Consider the following 18,274-nt stretch of genomic DNA (forward strand, 5'->3'; position numbering starts at 1 on the left):
CTATGTGTGTACTGGCCTGGTATCACTTTATTCGCCGTAAACTTGATTTTAAACCCACCCCATTAAGCAAAATTAATACCGCCTTACAATTGACTTTAGTCACTTCATGCTTGTTTGAATTAGCATATTTCCAATTTCCCAACTACGTACTTGATACTCTAATTTTCTTAACTACGCTGACTACCACCATCACTTATGTTGATTATATTTGGACCTGGAGCAGGAAAGCCTGGCCTAAAAAAGAATTATTGCAATGAACAAGCAATTGGCATTAGCCATAAAATTAAATAATGAAGCAACTTTGGCCGATTTTCACTGGGGCAGTAATGCATTGTTGCAACAGCAATTAAATCATATGCTGACACTTAAAGAAGACAGATTACTCTATCTTTGGGGTTCTAAAGGCTGTGGTAAATCACATTTATTACAAGCTTCTTGCCAATCGATTAATACAACCCAATCAGCAATTTATCTTCCGCTCAATCTTCTTAAAGAATGGGGTCCACAAACAATTGAAGGATTGGAAGATCAAGACCTGATTTGTATTGATGATATCAATGTTATTGCTCAGGATTCAGCTTGGGAGGAAGCTTTATTTCATTTATATAATAAAATTAAAGACACAGAGCAAAGTCTTTTAATAATCTCAGGGAATCAACCTCCAACAATGTTACCGATTAAATTAGCTGATTTATGTTCTCGATTAAGTTGGGGACTAGTAATTCAATTAATGGAGTTAAGTGATGAAGATAAAATTAATACCTTAAAATTACATGCATTAAAACGTGGATTTGATTTACCCGGAAGCGTAGGTCAGTTTCTACTGAATCGTTGTTCGCGTAATATGCATGATTTACACCAACTACTTAATCGCCTGGATGATGCTTCGCTTGCAGCACAACGAAAAATCACCATTCCTTTTGTTAAAGCTATCTTAAATATTTAGTAACACAGCTTAACTATGCTAAGGTCTGTTGACATTTGATTCTTCATTATAAGGGACTTGTTGAGCTAAAAAATCCATACAAACGGATTTTTGACAAGGCTACATCGATGAGCTCGCCTATTAATTTTTCTACTAAATCAGACGTGCTGTAGTCTCGTCTCTTGATGCGTCTCTAATAGCCCCTCTAGTAGGCTTTGGTCCCATAAATGAATGAATAGTTTCGCCAAGTTTAGTCACTGCAGGTTTATTGGAAACTTCCAATACCGTGTTGTCTGCTTGCTTCTCACTAGCCTGAGCCGTTTGCTCCCGCTTAGAAAGTAAATCCTTTAATTGAACCACACCTTCTATTTGTTTTTGTAAAGAAGCAAGTTTTTCTTCTTCTTTATCCAATAAAGTTTTATCACATAAGGTAGCTATTTTCTCTTCGTTCAAACCAAGCCAACCACTAATATATGTTTTTAATTCTGGATATTCAATACCCCAATAAAGACTTAAGGCAGCTAATCCAACTACTAAACTAAAAACGATCACGGGCAAGGAAACAGCAGTAACTGTTGGCGTAAAAATACCTAAAACAAAAAGAGAAACAGTCTGTCCAGAACAAAAACCTCCCACAGAGATCATTGCTCCTGAAACACCAAAAACCACCCATTTAGCAATTTGCATTTGTATACTATTAAATACCTGATCAAATTGAATGTTGGCTTCATTTAATTGAGTAAAACGTTTTTGTAACATGTTAATTATCAGCACTAATTGGTTTAGTTTATTAATAGAAAAATGTGAAAAATCGTCATGCGCTATTTTTTTTCTAATGAGTTTAACTGCTTCTAATTGACACGAATAAAGATTTAATACTTTATGAGCATCATTTAATTTGACACCTAGGATGGAAGCTAATTTAACCAAATCCAAACAGCAAAAGGCAACAACAGAAAAGAAGGAAAAAATAAACCCACTTGCAAAAATCACTACTGTTGGCACTGAAAAAGTACTCATAATAGTAACTATACCATCAAAGGCTCCACATGCAGCAATCAGGCTCCCTGAAAAAAAGAGAACTATAAATTTCAGTTTATTATCACCCGATGTATTATCCTCTATATTCTTTGCTGGCTCTTTACCTATCATAGACATAGCTAAATCATGTAATAATTCTGTACCCAAAGACATCCGAATAAATGCAATTTTTTTCGATAATTTTGTTGGTTCACCGGGAGAACTTACCAATAGATTATTTAATAAAACAAGTAATGACTCCAAATCAAGTGAGGTAAACTTTTCAGAAAGTCCATGTGTACAACTTAACTTATATTCATTTATTAGTTCGTAAGAACGCAGACTGATTTCTATGTTCACTATCGTACTCCTCTGATCATCAACTACATCGAAAAGGAACATCATACAATAAAAATTAGCGAAATGAGTATAGTTTACTCAGTTTCAAAGCCAAAGGGCTTAAAACAAAATTTATTTTTTGATAAATAAATTATCATGTATTATAATTTTTATACAACATGACTACAAGGAAACGATCATGAGGAAAATAATTATTGCGCTGCTAGTATTTGTACCCACAATTCTTTTAAGCGGTTGTTATACTACATACCCTAATAATTACTATAATGCAGGTTATTATCCAGGAAGCATTAGTTATTATAGTGGTTGGGGTGGTGGCTGGGGTAACTATCATAATGGGTGGTATGGTCACGGTGGTTGGGGTCGTGCTGGATGGGGCCGTGGTGGCTGGGGTCATGGCGGTTGGGGTCATGGCGGCGGTTTCCCTGGTGGAGGCCGTCATCGATAAAAATAACAACCTATTCTCATAAAAACTGGGTTGTAGCTAAGGCTATAACCCAGATCCATTATCAGTGATAAGACACTCGTTTAGGCTCCCATTTAAAATAAAATATTCTGAATCTTCTTTTTGGAGTAATGAGTCAATTTTTTTTACCGCTATAAAAGAACTTAAATAAGGAGCTAATAGCCACATCAATAAAGCCACACTCAAGGTCACAACACCAATATAAGCAAATACATTAGTATAAATCATCAATGACTCAACACCAGGCTTAATGTATTCAGGAAGCACCGTATAGGAGGCTACTGCAGCCCCGATAAATCCAGCTACTGCTGAAGTTAAAAACCAAATGCCCATCACGAAACCAGTAATTTGCACGGGCACTAACTCTGCAACCATGGCAACACCAAGGGCCGAGACCAACAACTCACCCAAACTTTGGAATAAATAGCTTACAATTAGCCACCAGGAAGAAATCATGCCATTAGCACTATAAAAAAAACGAGAGAAATAAAGTAAAAGAAAGCTCAAACCGCACAAAACCATTCCTAAAGCAAACTTATAAGGAATAGGAAATAAAATTTTCTGTTGATTAAGTCGTGCATAAAAAGAAGCTAAAACAGGACTTAGAAGTACTATCCAGAGTGGATTGAGGGCCTGAAAACTTTGCGCATTAATGGTAATCCCCAAAAAGTTAGGAGTAACGTTGTTTACAGCAAACAAATTAAGAGAGGTTGGCATTTGTTGGTATAAGGTGAAGAAAATCACAGCCTCCACCATTAACACAAACGCAACAAACATACGAATCATAGCAATTTTGCTCTCTTTTTGTGCCAGATAACAGTAATAAATTACTACAGCTCCAGTTATAACCCACAATAAGTTTTTCGCTAGCATCACATGTTGCAACAAGTAGGCAGAACATTGAGTAAATAAATAAATGCCGACTAGGATAATAAGCCACTGCAATAACGAGATTTTATAACTATCAGCATTGCTATTAATTTCAATAATATATTTGCGTTGTAACCAATAATTAGCCAAACCAATTAATAAGCCTATAGAACTAAGTAGATAAGCATAAGAATAACCATAACGACTGGCAATTTCAGGCCCTACAAACAGTGCAATGATACTGCCTAAATTAACCGCCATATAATACAAGGTAAAACCACTGTGCAAGCGTGGATCATGACGCTCATAACATTTTGCTAACAGATTGGATGGATTGGCTTTAAATAATCCATTACCCACACAAATCAATCCTAAAGCATAGAACACATGATCTTTATCCGTAATTGCTAAAGAAAAATAACCTGTAACTAAAACAATAAGCCCAAGCACAATGGTACGTTTGGTGCCCAGAACCCGGTCTCCTATATATCCACCCATTACGACCATACCGTAAACCAAAGCTGAAAAAGCCCCGAAGGTATAGTAAGAATCGTGTTCGTTGTATCCTAAGTAACGAATAAAAAAAAGCGTCAATACCCCTTGAACAGTATAAAACCCAAACCGTTCCCACAACTCTAAAAGAAAAATCATTTGAAATGCACGTGGCTGCCCACGGAGTAAACTCAGCATAAGATTTCCTTTTCTAGATGCTAAACTTTTAAATTAAAGGAATTTTTTATTTTTTGCAATGGACTTTTAGAACTATGCAGTCATGTTAACCTGTATGAACTTTAATGAAATACCCTTGTCGATTTGTCATATTTTCCCTGCCTTTTTAAGGTCATCCTTTACAGTTTTTTCAAGGTCATCAAATTCAGTATCATTGGATTGACGCTTTTCTTGTTTGTCTTCTACCTTATTTTTCTTATCAGCAACAGCATTCAGAGGAGCTTTTTCTTCATTATTGAATGCACCAGTATTTAATTTCTCAAATATAACGCTGGTAGAATCATCAAGTTCAAGGTCAAGATCATGAGTCAATTGAGAAGCACTCGTGTCGTCTGCCTCATCATTAGCTTTAGAAATTTTGTTGAATTTATTTATAATCCAGGATCCCACTGCATGAAAGATAGGTACTGTTAAACGAGCCGTTAAATAGATAAAGCTAGTTATAGAAACTCCAGTTAATAAGATCATACCAAGATAGGGTAAAAATAAAGTAGTAACCAGCGCAACTACAGCAAGTGATGCAAAACTTAGCCCAATTCCTTTGTCAACAATATGGAGCAAACCCAGCTTTTTTATTTTTTCATTGCAGTCATATTCTTTTTCTTTTAACGTGCTAATAGTACCCTCCTGCATCTTATGACGTTCTTTAATAAGAACAATTTGCTGATAAAGTTCTTTTAAAATATCAGGATCTGTCGCTTGCTCCAAATAAGATTGAAGTTGTTTTGCTTCGTCTTGGATAGAGTCCATTTCATCTTCTGCCCTGATAATTTCTCTTCTTAATGACTTTTGCTCTCTCCCCAATTGAAAACGTGTTTGTAAGGCCTTCCCTAATAAAAACACGCTTATACTTAAAGAAAAACCAGCGGTTACCAAGCCTATAATGGGAGCGGTGACTGGAACAATTATGGCGGTGAGTGTAAGACCAAGCAATACTGCAGAATAAAGCCATCTGGCATTATTATTTAAAGTAAACGGCACGGACTCATTTAAAATAAATGCTGAAAAATAAGTTATAGGAATTATTAAGAAATCTAAAACACGCAAATAAAGACTAATAAACTGTTGGCTAGTGCTCACATTCGAAGTGGGGGTGTTATTATTTAAAAACCTGATTAATGAGTGTATTTTCAACGGCCCTATACCTACCTGACTCATGTCCCTAATTAAACGAGATACAAAAGGTAGTCGTTTTAAGAAATGAACGCGAATACTCTTCTTTTTTAGAGTATAAGTTACCGGTTCTTGAATTTGTCGCAGGATGCTGTCTAAATTTTTTTTATCATCTGCAATTTGAGTTTGTTCAAATTCCATGGAGCACCTATAAGTAACGTTATTCACTATTACTATAGCAATTAAATATTAAGAAATTCTGATGTTCCTTGCTAATTAAACTAAAACTCAACTATAGTACCTGTTAGAGATACAATAAATAATAAAAATAACTATGACGGGTAAAAGAGCCCTTTATCTAGCAGGTGGTGGTGCTCGAGGTGCCTATCAAGCGGGTGTTCTAAAAGCAATCGGCCAAATTTTACAATGCAAAAAACTGCCTTTCGAAATGGTCAGTGGCGTTAGTGTTGGCAGTATTAATGCCGTTATACTTGCAGAATATGCCGATGATTTTCCTACGGCCATTGATAAGTTGGAAATGATGTGGAGTGAAATACATTGCCAACAAATTTATAAAGCCAGCAATTATGAATTAGGTAAATCGGTACTACGAAATATTAGTACATTTATCATAAAACAGCGCCAAGCAGGCTATCTCCTCGATACAACGCCATTAAAAGAATTAATCAATGACACCATCGATTTCACCAAAATCGCTAAAAATATAAATGAAGGTCATCTAGATACCCTAGAAATCATCACAAATTGTTATGAATCAAATCAGACTATTTCTTTTTATGATCACAACAGTTCTGAATTTACTGACTGGCATTACCCACGTCATAGTAGTAAACGAGCAGAAATCCAAGCTGAACATGTTCTAGCATCCAGTGCATTACCCTTATTTTTTCCGACTGTACCATTGGATGGATTGCACTATGGTGATGGCAGCATTGGTTTAGTAGCCCCCCTTCGTGGAGCCATTCGTTTTGCGGTGGATAAAATTATGATTTTAGGTACACGGACGCTGCCTACCTTCGCGGATGAAGAAACTTTAGATACTCATGAGGACATCCCCTTAGCTTATATCTTAGGTAGCATGTTAAATGGGCTCTTTTTAGATAATCTGGATCGTGATATTGAAATGGTTAATCGCATGAATGAAATTGCCATGCTGCTGTCCATGTGGAAAAAACGTCGTTCCCCCTGGCGACCAATTCAGACTTTGCATTTACGACCAAGCCAAGATATAGCCTCAGTAGCCGAAGCGCATTTTAAAAATTTACCCGCCCTCCTTCGTTATTTGCTCAATATTTTAGGTGCCAAAAAACATTCAGGTGATCTCTTAAGTTTTTTGCTGTTTGAATGGCAATTTACTTATGAACTACTGCAATTAGGCTTTCATGATACGATGAATAATGCCAAAACTGTCGTTGATTTTTTTAAATAGTAATCTGAAAATCTATGAGAGGGTTTTAGTGAGCGTTTTCCGCTGAAAACTGATCTAATTAATGCAATTTTCACCTCGAAAAATCAATTGAGGACCTACCTTAGGGACGTAAAAATTTTAATACTTTGTCTGTTTCTGGTAGAACATTATGCCAAATGAAAAAAGCTTCTGCTGCCTGTTCAACCAACATTCCTAAGCCATCAACCGCCATACACCCTAAATTTCTGGTATATTCAACAAAAGAAGTAGCCTCATGCTGCTTGTAAGAGAGGTCATAGCATAATGACTTTGCTGATAAACATTCTTTAGGTAGTGATACAAACTCCCCCATTAAACTGGCTGAAGTCGCATTAATTATTAAATCAAATGGTGTGCTTAACTGATTAATACTTTTGCATTTTATTGCAGGAAAATCCTTTTGTAACGATTCCGCATTCGCTCGGGTACGATTAGTAACGACTAATTCAGCCAAATCATTTGCCAATAAAGGATAAAGAATACCACGCACCACACCTCCGGCACCGATAATTAATACCCGTTTTTTTTGTAAAATAATATGACGACGCAGATCACGAATCAAACCAATACCATCCGTATTATCTGCATATAATCGATTTTTATTTATCCATAAGGTATTTGCTGCTTTTGCCCATTTACACCGCTCTGTTATGTGTTGTGCCATATTAAAAGCTCGTTGTTTAAAGGGGGATGTAATATTAAGCCCACTGCCATTTTGCGCAAAAAAATCAATAACTTGTTGTTCAAAGGAATATTCATCTGATCTAATTTTTTTATAAGTTAGATGAATATTGCTTTGTGCAGCAAAAAGCTGATGTATTACAGGAGATAGACTATGGCTGATAGGATTACCCACAACCGCAAAATTCAGAGACACTACCAACTCCTATTTATATTTTCTTAGCGCTAATAGACCGATTGCAAGTAAACTATCCATTAACTTTTATTGTTCATACTCTTTGATACAACTTCACATAAATCGCGTGATAATTTTTGTTTTGCCAAATGTTCTAGTTGTTGCTGCATTAATGCTTGTCTGGGTTTATCGTAACGTTGCCACCGAGTGAAGGGATTAGCCATGCGGGCGGCAATTTGAGGATTAATCTTATCAAGAACAAGCAACATTTCAGCTAAGAAGACATAACCACTACCATCAGGAGCATGAAAATTACGGGGATTAGCCATACAAAATGCACCAATTAAAGAACGGACTTTATTCGGATTTTTAATGCTGAAATCTGGATGTTCCAGCAATTTTTTCACCGGAGTCAGCGTGTTTGGTAACTCACTAGTTGCTTGTAAAGCAAACCATTTATCCAAGACCAACTCTTCTTTAGACCATTGTTTATAAAAATCCTTGATGGTCTGCTCACGAAGATTTTGTCTAGCGCAATTAATCAACAAAGCAAAACTGGCTATTTGATCTGTCATGGTTTGCGCTGCCACAAATTGCTGCTGACAGGTCTCAAGTGTTGCCTCTTCTTTAGACTTCATCATCAACCATAAACACACATTACGTAATTTTCTGCGAGCGTAAGCAGGACCATTCATGCTATGATCTTCTGTACACCATAATTTTTGATACATTGACTGCGCTGGCTCATATAAATGCATACCTAATTGCGCACGAACATAATCACGTACCGTTTCTACTGCACTCACATCCACTGAAGTCAACATCGCTGCAACCTCTTCAAAGCTGGGTGGAGTCAGTAACTCAGCGCGTAACGCTGCATCCAGAGAATCATCAAGCAGCACATGGCTCAATGCCGAAATTAGCGCGTGTGGAACTTGCCACTTAGTTATAGGTTGGCGCAGGCAATCGTTAATCCAATTCAGCACTAAACGTTGTGCTGCGTCCCATTGAGCATAACCATCAGTTTCATGACGAACCAAAAATAGTAACTCGTCTTCTGTTAGTTCATGTTTCAATTTAATAGGTGCCGAAAACTCCCGCAATAAGGAAACAACAGGTTTTTCACATAAATTAGTGAACCTAACAGTTTGCACTCTTTTTTTTAACTGCAAAATGTCTTGCTTTATTGGCATTTTTTGACCTTTAGAATCAAATAACGCCAGACGAATAGGGATATGAAATGGCTTTTTATTGCGACATTCAGGCGTTGGTGGACAACTTTGCTTTAGTGTTAGAGTCAATTGACCCTTGTCATAGGTACTAGTCACTACAACTTCTGGGGTCCCTGCTTGACTGTACCACCGTTTAAATTGAGTTAAATCCATTCCATTAGCATCTTCCATTGCCGCGACAAAATCATCAATTGTCACTGCCTGACCATCATGACGAGCAAAATATAAATTCATACCCTTTCTATAGCGCTCTTTACCCAATAAAGTATGTTGCATACGAATCACTTCGGCACCTTTATTATACACAGTAGCAGTATAAAAATTATTTATTTCTTGATAAGATTCAGGTCGTACAGGATGTGCCATTGAACCGGCATCTTCAGGGAATTGGCTGCTACGAAGCATTTTAACATCCATTATACGATTTACATCGCGTGAATTCATATCACGAGAAAACTCTTGATCACGAAAAACAGTTAAACCCTCTTTTAGACTTAATTGGAACCAATCACGACACGTGACTCGATTACCAGTCCAATTATGAAAATATTCATGACCAACAACACCCTCTATATCAGCAAAATCCTGATCAGTTGCCGTGTCAGGACGTGCCAGGATGTATTTAGAATTAAAAATATTTAATCCTTTATTTTCCATAGCGCCCATATTGAAATCGCTGACTGCAACGATCATAAAAATATCCAGATCGTATTCTCGTCCATAAACTTCCTCATCCCAACGCATGGATTTTTTCAAGGATTCCAGTGCATGAATACATTTATCTTCATTTCCTGACTCCACATAGAGATGCAAATCAACGACTCGACCTGAACAGGTAACAAATTGGTCGCGTAAACAAACCAGGCTACCTGCTACTAAAGCAAATAAATAGGAGGGTTTTTTAAATGGGTCTTGCCAGACTACCCAGTGACGACCATCAACAGTATCACCGGCATCAATTAAATTTCCATTAGATAGTAAAACAGGATACTGCTTTTTATCAGCTGTAATACGTGTCGTATAGATTGCTAATACATCAGGACGATCGGGAAAATAGGTGATGCGTCGAAAACCTTCCGCTTCGCATTGAGTACAAAACAAATGATTTGTACGATAAAGTCCCGATAAATGCGTGTTCTTTTGAGGGTAGATGCGTGTAACAATGTTTAAAATTGTTGCATCAGAACAATTCTCGATAATTAATGCATCAGAAGAGACACGATACTCCGAAGATTCCAGGTTTTTGCCATTCATCTGCAAACTGACTAACTCTAACTCATCACCATATAAATATAAAGGACCTTCATGATGACGAATTAATTTGAGCTCACTAGTTACCAAAACATGATCATCATATAAATCAAAATTTAAATTTACCGTTTCTACTGTGAATAATGGTGCCCGGTAGTCTTTTAAGTAAATGGTTGCGGCTGGAGTGGTCATCATTGTTCCTTAAAACCTTAATTTGGAATTATTGTCATTTTTATTAGGCGATAAATCAATGATTACTTTGTAAAAACACCTGGATAAAAGGTGCATACAGCAAAATTTTAAAAATAAGACTCATCTACATTATTAAAAAATATCTAAGTTTATTGAGTTATTTAGCAAATTAATTAATTTGATGACTATACTGAATATTATGAAAGATAGCTTCTCAGATTAATCTTTGAATTGAATTACAACGTTTATAAACAAAATGCAAAAACTCATTATATCCGAGCAGGGATAAGTAAAAGGGGATAGCTTATGAATACTCAAGATTTTTTGGCCGGCTATACCAAGCGCTTTGTAGATAGCAAAGAAGAAGAAATGGGCTTGGAGGAGTATCTGGAATTGTGTAAAAACGATCCTTCAGCTTATGCTAACCCAGCGGAACGTTTATTAATGGCGATTGGAGAACCAGAGCTGGTTGATACACGTCATGATCCTGTTTTGTCACGTATTTTTTCTAATAAAATTATCCTGCGATATAATGTGTTTAAAGATTTTTATGGTATGGAAGAACCGCTTGAGCAAATTGTTGGTTTTTTAAAACATGCGGCTCAAGGTTTAGAGGAAACCAAACAGGTACTTTATCTTTTAGGACCTGTGGGTGGTGGTAAATCATCTATTGCTGAAAAATTAAAAGACTTAATGGAACACATTCCGTTTTATGCCATCAAAGATTCTCCTGTATTTGAATCCCCCTTGTCTCTATTTAATCCTACTGAAGATGCAGAATTATTAAGGGAACGTTTTGGTATCCCATCTCGATACTTGCGCTACTTAATGTCACCTTGGGCAGTAAAAAGACTTCATGAGTTTAATGGCGATATCAATAAGTTCAGAGTAGTTAAGGTTAAACCTTCGCGTTTAAAACAAATTGCAATTGCCAAAACAGAACCTGGTGATGAAAACAATCAGGATATTTCTTCCTTAGTAGGAAAAATTGACATTCGTAAATTAGAAAAGTTTTCACAAGATGATCCCGATGCCTACAGCTTCTCTGGCGGCTTATGTCGCTCTAACCGTGGCCTTTTAGAATTTGTAGAAATGTTCAAAGCACCGATTAAGGTATTGCATCCTTTATTAACGGCTACCCAAGAAGGTAATTACAATGCTACTGAAGGTTTATCATCCATTCCATTTGAAGGACTAATTTTAGCGCACTCAAACGAAGCAGAATGGCAAACTTTCAGAAACAACAAAAATAATGAAGCGTTTATCGACCGTATTAATATAGTAAAAGTACCTTATTGTCTGCGGGTATCAGAAGAATTGAAAATTTATCAAAAGCTAATCGATAACAGTTCATTAACACATGCGCATTGTGCCCCTGGTACTCTGGACATGTTAGCTCAATTTTCAGTCTTAACGAGATTAAAAGAACCACAAAACTCAAGCATTTATTCAAAAATGCGTGTTTACAATGGTGAAAGCTTAAAAGACACTGATCCTAAAGCAAAATCATATCAAGAGTACCGAGATTTTGCGGGTGTTGATGAAGGAATGACTGGAGTATCTACTCGTTTTGCATTCAAAATATTATCCAAAGTATTTAATTTTGATCATAGTGAAGTGGCTGCAAATCCCGTGCATTTAATGTATGTATTAGAGCGTCAAATTGAACAAGAACAATTTCCACAAGAACACCAGGAATCTTACTTAGGCTTTATTAAAGAATATTTAGCAACGAAATATGTGGAATTTATCGGCAAAGAAATTCAAACCGCTTATTTGGAATCTTATTCTGAATATGGGCAAAACATTTTTGACCGCTACATTACTTATGCTGATTTTTGGATCCAAGATCAAGACTATCGCGATCCTGATACGGGTGAAATTTTTGATAGAAGCTTACTCAATTTGGAATTGGAAAAAATCGAGAAACCTGCAGGAATTTCAAATCCTAAAGATTTTCGTAATGAAGTAGTGAACTTTGTTTTACGCGCCCGTGCGAATAATCGAGGTAAAAATCCCGTATGGAACAGTTATGAAAAATTAAGATCCGTAATTGAGAAAAAAATGTTTACCAATACCGAAGATTTATTACCTGTAATTTCTTTTAACGCCAAAGCCTCCGAAGATGATAAGAAAAAACATGAGGAATTTATTTCGCGTATGGTAGAGAAAGGATACACACGGAAACAGGTTCGTCTGCTTTGTGAATGGTATTTGCGCGTACGCAAATCACAATAAAAATATCATTCAATGAAACAGGTCACGGAGCTAAATTATGTCGCAATTGATTGATAGACGACAAAATACGGGGAAGAAAAGTACAGTAAATCGCCAACGCTTTCTTCGCCGCTATAAAAGCCAAATAAAAAGAGCTGTCTCCGATGCCGTAGGCAAACGCAGTATTACTGAAATTGATCAAGGAGAACAAATTACTATTCCCGCTAAAGACATTTCTGAACCCATATTTCATCAGGGTAAAGGCGGACAGGTAGAGCGTGTTTTACCTGGAAATGATAATTTTATTGCAGGTGATCGCATTAAAAGACCTACTGGTAGCGAGGATGATGGTGCTAGTAGTAATGCCAGTGACCATGGGGAAGGAGAAGAAGATTTTGTTTTTGAATTATCAAGAGAAGAATTTTTGGATTTGTATTTTGAAGATCTAGAACTTCCTGATTTGATTAAAAAAGAGCTCGCGCGCATAAGTACCTTCAAAACCATACGTGGAGGAGTCACGACCAGTGGCATTCCCAATAATATTAATGTATTACGATCAATGAAACAGGCCACAGGCCGTAGAGTAGCTCTAGCTTCACCTTATAAACACCAATTAAAAACTGCAGAAGAAGAATTAGCAAACCTAAAAGCAGAAAAAGTACCTGATACGAATGCAATTACTGAGTTACAAGAACAGATTGATTATTTAAAAAAGAAAATACAGACTGTACCCTTTATTGATACTATTGATCTTCGTTACAATTACCGCATTCGTATTCCCTCACCCTCTACACAGGCAGTAATGTTTTGCATTATGGATGTTTCAGGTTCTATGGACGAACCCAAAAAAGATATAGCCAAACGTTTTTTCATTTTGCTCTATATGTTCCTCACTAAAAATTATGAGAAAATTGAATTAGTCTTTATTCGTCACCATACCTCTGCTAAAGAAGTTAATGAAAGAGAATTCTTTTATTCTCGAGAAACAGGAGGAACTGTTGTTTCAAGCGCCCTGGAATTATTAAATACCATTATTGAAGCACGCTATCCCACTGAAGCATGGAATATTTACGTTGCACAAGCTTCAGACGGTGATAATTGGAATGCTGACTCTCCTTATTGTCGTGAATTATTAAACGATAAAATCATGCCATTATTACAATACTTTGCATACATAGAAATCATGCCCCGTCATCATCAAAGCTTATGGGAAGTGTACCAGCTTATTAAAGAACACTATCCCAATTTTGCTATGGAAAATATTGATACAGTAGCAGATATTTATCCCGTCTTTCATGAATTATTTAAAAGGAAAACGGCATGAATAAAAAAAAGCCTCTATCTGTTGGAGCTGAATGGACCTTTGAGCTCATTCAGGAATACGATCGTGAAATCGCCCGCATTGCTAAAGATTTTAGGCTTGAAACTTATCCAAACCAAATTGAAGTCATCTCTGCAGAACAAATGATGGATGCCTACGCTTCCGTGGGCATGCCTATAGGCTATAACCATTGGTCTTTCGGAAAACATTTTGTTGGCGTTGAAAAAAGCTATAAACGGGGGCAAATGGGCTTGGCCTATGAATTGGTGATTAACTCTAATCCCTGTATTTCTTATTTAATGGAAGAAAATACCATGGCCATGCAAGCATTGGTTATTGCCCATGCCTGCTATGGTCACAACTCATTTTTTAAAAATAATTATTTATTTAAAATGTGGACTTCTGCAGACGCGGTGATTGACTATTTGGTATTTGCAAAAAAATACATTAGTGATTGCGAAGAACATCATGGCATTGATGAAGTTGAATCCATTCTAGATGCCTGTCATGCGCTAATGAACTATGGAGTAGACCGTTATAAACACCCCACACCTTTATCCATACAAGAAGAAAAGATTCGCCAACAAAATCGTGAAATCTACATGCAGTCTCAGGTTAACGATTTGTGGCGGACCATTCCCCAAGGTAAACATACGGTCTCCCAAGGCAGAAACACACGGTATCCTGAAGAATCACAAGAAAATATCTTATATTTTATTGAAAAAAACGCGCCCCTTTTAGAACCTTGGCAACGAGAAATTGTCCGCATCGTAAGAAAAATGGCGCAATATTTTTACCCCCAAGGGCAAACCAAAGTAATGAATGAAGGCTGGGCGTGTTTTTGGCACTATACTCTTTTACACGCACTCTATGATGAGGGCTTGGTTACTGATGAGTTTATGCTGGAGATTTTACAAAACCACACTAATGTCATCATGCAACCTCCTTATAATAGCCCTTATTTTAATGGTATTAATCCTTACAGCTTGGGTTATAACATGATGCAAGACATCAAACGGATTTGTGAAAATCCAACCGATGAAGATAAAGCATGGTTTCCTTACCTGGCTAATACAGATTGGTTAACTAGCCTAGATACAGCAATGCGTAATTACAAAGATGAAAGTTTTATTGCTCAATATTTATCACCTAAATTGATACGCAATTTAAAGTTATTTCACCTAGTCGATGATGATCGCAGTCCAGAGCTGTATGTTAATGCAATTCATAATGAGTCCGGTTATCAAAAAATAAGAACAGCTTTATCACAACAGTATAATCCAGGCTATTTTGAGCCGGATATTCAGATTTATTCGGTAGATCTACAAGGGGATCGCTCAATGACCCTAAGATATACCCAACAAAATCGTTCTCCCTTAGGTGAAACCACACCTGCTGTGTTAAAACATCTTTATTTTCTATGGAAATTCCCAGTGATTTTACAAGCCATTGATACGGACAATAAAGTAACTGCGGAATATCATTGTCCGTCGTTGGCTCAGCCTGAAAAAGAAATTTTAAGGGACTAGCCACACGCGGGGAACGCTTACTTTTAAAGTTGTACCTAAAAGCACCCCTTCATGCCCGGGAACCTAGAAAGAATTAGTCAGAAGCTAATTCAATAGCAAAAGCTAGTGCTAATTTAGAAAAATTTGTCATATGTTCTAGGTTCAATAACGCCATAGAATCGGAACTAGTATGGATGTAAGGATTGTGATCCTCGAAATTAGATTCACACGGGAATGCTACGGGAATATCTGCGTCATCCCATGAAGCATGGTCGCTACAACCATAACCACATTTGGAATACTTAACCGGAACCTGAATATAAGTATCAATTAATTTAGCCACATAATTGTTTAAAGTCTTGTTTGTATGATCAGTATAGACCCACATGGTTGGATCTTTAGGATCAGCACGATAACCCGTCATATCAAACTGAATTGCTGCTTTTACGGAAATTGAGTTATTTTTGAAATGTTTTACTACCTGCTGGGAACCCACTAACCCTCGCTCTTCAGCAGCATACCAAATGATATATATCGGTCGCTTAAACGATGTTTCAGAAGATAATAAAACCCGCGCCATCTCCATAAGCCCTGCAGAACCACTACCATCATCACCAGCCCCTGGCATACGTCCATCCAATGTATCCATATGCGCGCCAATAACAACCCCAGGAGCCTTGATGTCTTTACCAATAACAGTTACCAGCGAAGGCTGTGTATAAGATCCTGTTTTTACAAAATAAGTTGCCGTATCTGTACGAGCATATGCAATTGCCATTGCCTCAAAGGTAGATGCTAGCCAATGAGCCGTCTCGACACCACTATCTTTGATAGCAGAACGATTAGGATAGGTGGTTAAATGCGATAATGTTTGCCAAATATTATCAGCGACAACTTTTTGCAAAGCCGCATTTACTTCTTTTTGATGTTTAATTTCGTAAGAAGATTTATTTTGTTGCATTGCTTGTAACGGTTTATTGCGCAACAGCTGTTGTGCAGCATGAGGTTTTGTAACAGGTAAAGAGGTATTTAAGCGATGAGAGACGTTTACAAAACGACCACAATGTAGTTGATCAGCCAGATGACTTAGCGCATCGACATCACTGCCAGCAATATCAATAATCTTAAATTGTTTATTTTCTGCTAGCACTTCATGAGCCATGGTGATTTTGGCTGCTAGACACTGTGGAACTTGTAGCTGCTCACGAATAGGCGTATGTGTGGCAGAAACAGGAGCACTTACTAACATTAAACTCATTGAAATACAGGTCATCCATTGATTAAAACGCATATCCTCTCCTAATTGATGTTAAGTTTCAATGAAACTACTTGGGATAAATTATGTAATTTTGCACTTTACCTAAATTCAACGAGTGAATCCACAGCTAAATATGGAAAAACGTGCGCTGTTTTTATCCTTTTCGCTATTGATAATCATTCTCATTTACGATAAAGTTATCTTTCTTATAACTAAATGGGCAGATAGATTACAATGGAAACAAAAAAAATCCCTATAAATCCGCAAAAAATGCCTTATTATCTTTCTTTAGTACTCCTCACCGCCGGCGCCAGTTTAATTCTTGGATTTTTAAGTTTTAGTGGCATGTATGCTCTGTACCCAATCTTACCGTTGGCATTTGCTGCTTTTGGTTTATCCGTCGCTTATGAAGGCGAAATTTATTTACAGAATATCAAAGGAGCTTTGGGTAAGCTATTCAAAAATAATTATTTGCAAAATTCTCAGGCCAGAGACTATTTGCTGGAAAAATTTCCCCAAAATACTGATGTTCCAGAATGCCCACAATTTTTAAGAGATTATGAAAAGCAATTAAAGTTACTTGCACACTTTAACCATAAAAAATTGACAAATAAAAGTAAGCAGCAAAAAGGTAAAATAGAAAAAACACTCAAAGACATGGAGAAATGGTTTGCTATTCAATTACTTACTGGCAAGGACGATCCAGAAAAAAATCAGTCTCCTTATACAAAAGAATTAAGGGCTTGGCTTGCTAAAGAGGAACAACAGCAGTCTGAATGGCAGGCACGTTTAACAAAACGCCGTACAATTTTTCATCTGGTTGCAAGCTTCAGTACCATCGCTGCGGTATTTATGGGGCTTGGCAGTACCTATCTTATCGTCGAGGCATTTAGTGTTATCCCCTGGATTGCAGTAATCCCATTTACATTCTGGCCCTTTATTATTGTTCCTATGGCAGTAATCGCGGGAGCTGCCTATGGTCTATTGACTTATAATACAGTAACAGAGCTCGTCTCCAACAATACTTTAAATGTATGGTATAAAAAAATTCGTACTAATTTAAGTGAAGAATTATCAGTTCGTAATGTACTTATGGCAACCGGTTCTATATTGCTTGTTAGTTTAGCTATAGCACTTACTATTTGTACAGCGGGTACCTGGTGGACTATCGCTACCAGTGCGCGCCCTTTACTTAGCTGGATGAACAAAATGCCAAATTTTATTATGGGCATTATTAATCCTGTTATTACTGGATTATCAGCACTTTTTTTTAATATTCAAAACACAGCTGAGTCACTTGAGATGTTGGATGAAGCGACTACTCATGACCCTAATGAATCCAATATATTGCAAAAAATGTCGCGGTCAATTAAAAAGAGTATTACTCATATTCGCAGCACTGAAAATTGGCTACAGATAGTCAATCCAGTACGCTTGTTTTTAAAGTTAATCATTACGCCACTACACATTTTCTTATTTTTAGGGCAT

At 36.9% G+C, this 18,274-nt stretch carries 12 protein-coding genes and 2 pseudogenes; 8 read left to right on the forward strand and 6 right to left on the reverse strand.

From position 1 onward, the window contains the following. Both WA877_RS04835 and hda read left to right on the forward strand, forming a co-directional pair. Positions 1–257: pseudogene (locus tag WA877_RS04835) on the forward strand (CDP-alcohol phosphatidyltransferase family protein); the annotation flags it as partial. Continuing rightward, the gene (gene hda / locus WA877_RS04840) at positions 254–946 is read left to right on the forward strand and encodes a DnaA regulatory inactivator Hda (protein WP_425169807.1); all 693 of its coding nucleotides are present in this window, start codon (positions 254–256) and stop codon (positions 944–946) included. The pseudogene WA877_RS04835 and the gene hda, both read left to right, overlap by 4 nt. A gap of 132 nt (positions 947–1,078) precedes the next feature. Here the strand turns inward: hda and WA877_RS04845 are convergent, their stop codons facing one another. Continuing rightward, positions 1,079–2,305, reverse strand: a complete 1,227-nt coding sequence (locus WA877_RS04845; protein ID WP_425169808.1) for a hypothetical protein — start codon at positions 2,303–2,305, stop codon at positions 1,079–1,081. Positions 2,306–2,483: 178 nt separating this feature from the next. Between WA877_RS04845 and WA877_RS04850 the strand changes: the two genes are divergently transcribed. Continuing rightward, positions 2,484–2,753 carry a hypothetical protein gene (locus tag WA877_RS04850; protein WP_425169809.1) on the forward strand — a complete coding sequence of 90 codons (270 nt, stop codon included), beginning with the start codon at positions 2,484–2,486 and terminating at the stop codon, positions 2,751–2,753. Positions 2,754–2,795: 42 nt separating this feature from the next. Here the strand turns inward: WA877_RS04850 and WA877_RS04855 are convergent, their stop codons facing one another. Together WA877_RS04855 and WA877_RS04860 are read right to left on the reverse strand one after the other, a co-directional pair. Beyond that, positions 2,796–4,331: an oligopeptide:H+ symporter gene (locus WA877_RS04855; protein WP_425169810.1), complete on the reverse strand. Its 1,536-nt coding sequence runs from the start codon at positions 4,329–4,331 to the stop codon at positions 2,796–2,798. Positions 4,332–4,457: 126 nt separating this feature from the next. Beyond that, entirely contained in the window at positions 4,458–5,684 is a 1,227-nt protein-coding gene (locus tag WA877_RS04860; RefSeq protein ID WP_425169811.1) for a hypothetical protein, read from the reverse strand. A 133-nt stretch (positions 5,685–5,817) separates the two neighbouring features. Here WA877_RS04860 and WA877_RS04865 point away from each other — a divergent pair, with 133 nt between their 5' ends. After that, positions 5,818–6,933 carry a patatin-like phospholipase family protein gene (locus WA877_RS04865; protein WP_425169812.1) on the forward strand — a complete coding sequence of 372 codons (1,116 nt, stop codon included), beginning with the start codon at positions 5,818–5,820 and terminating at the stop codon, positions 6,931–6,933. A gap of 100 nt (positions 6,934–7,033) precedes the next feature. Here the strand turns inward: WA877_RS04865 and aroE are convergent, their stop codons facing one another. Together aroE and pepN are read right to left on the reverse strand one after the other, a co-directional pair. Further along, positions 7,034–7,828 carry a shikimate dehydrogenase gene (gene aroE / locus WA877_RS04870; RefSeq protein WP_425169813.1) on the reverse strand — a complete coding sequence of 265 codons (795 nt, stop codon included), beginning with the start codon at positions 7,826–7,828 and terminating at the stop codon, positions 7,034–7,036. A gap of 59 nt (positions 7,829–7,887) precedes the next feature. After that, a complete protein-coding gene (pepN, locus tag WA877_RS04875) occupies positions 7,888–10,482 on the reverse strand; it encodes an aminopeptidase N (RefSeq protein ID WP_425169814.1) in 2,595 nt (864 codons plus the stop codon). 306 nt (positions 10,483–10,788) lie between these two features. Here pepN and WA877_RS04880 point away from each other — a divergent pair, with 306 nt between their 5' ends. The 3 genes from WA877_RS04880 to WA877_RS04890 are packed head-to-tail and all read left to right on the forward strand — an operon-like array spanning position 10,789 to position 15,549. Continuing rightward, positions 10,789–12,720 carry a PrkA family serine protein kinase gene (locus WA877_RS04880; RefSeq protein ID WP_425169815.1) on the forward strand — a complete coding sequence of 644 codons (1,932 nt, stop codon included), beginning with the start codon at positions 10,789–10,791 and terminating at the stop codon, positions 12,718–12,720. Positions 12,721–12,757: 37 nt separating this feature from the next. Beyond that, positions 12,758–14,023, forward strand: a complete 1,266-nt coding sequence (locus WA877_RS04885; RefSeq protein ID WP_425169816.1) for a YeaH/YhbH family protein — start codon at positions 12,758–12,760, stop codon at positions 14,021–14,023. Continuing rightward, positions 14,020–15,549 carry a SpoVR family protein gene (locus WA877_RS04890; protein WP_425169817.1) on the forward strand — a complete coding sequence of 510 codons (1,530 nt, stop codon included), beginning with the start codon at positions 14,020–14,022 and terminating at the stop codon, positions 15,547–15,549. Before WA877_RS04885 ends, WA877_RS04890 begins: the two co-directional genes overlap by 4 nt. Before the next feature lie 73 nt (positions 15,550–15,622). Here the strand turns inward: WA877_RS04890 and lapA are convergent, their stop codons facing one another. Continuing rightward, a complete protein-coding gene (lapA, locus tag WA877_RS04895) occupies positions 15,623–16,819 on the reverse strand; it encodes an aminopeptidase LapA (RefSeq protein WP_425169818.1) in 1,197 nt (398 codons plus the stop codon). A gap of 201 nt (positions 16,820–17,020) precedes the next feature. Here lapA and WA877_RS04900 point away from each other — a divergent pair. Continuing rightward, a pseudogene (locus WA877_RS04900) lies at positions 17,021–18,274 on the forward strand (hypothetical protein); the annotation flags it as partial.

The sequence above is a fragment of the Legionella sp. genome, assembly GCF_049790535.1.
Lineage (GTDB): Bacteria > Pseudomonadota > Gammaproteobacteria > Legionellales > Legionellaceae > Legionella.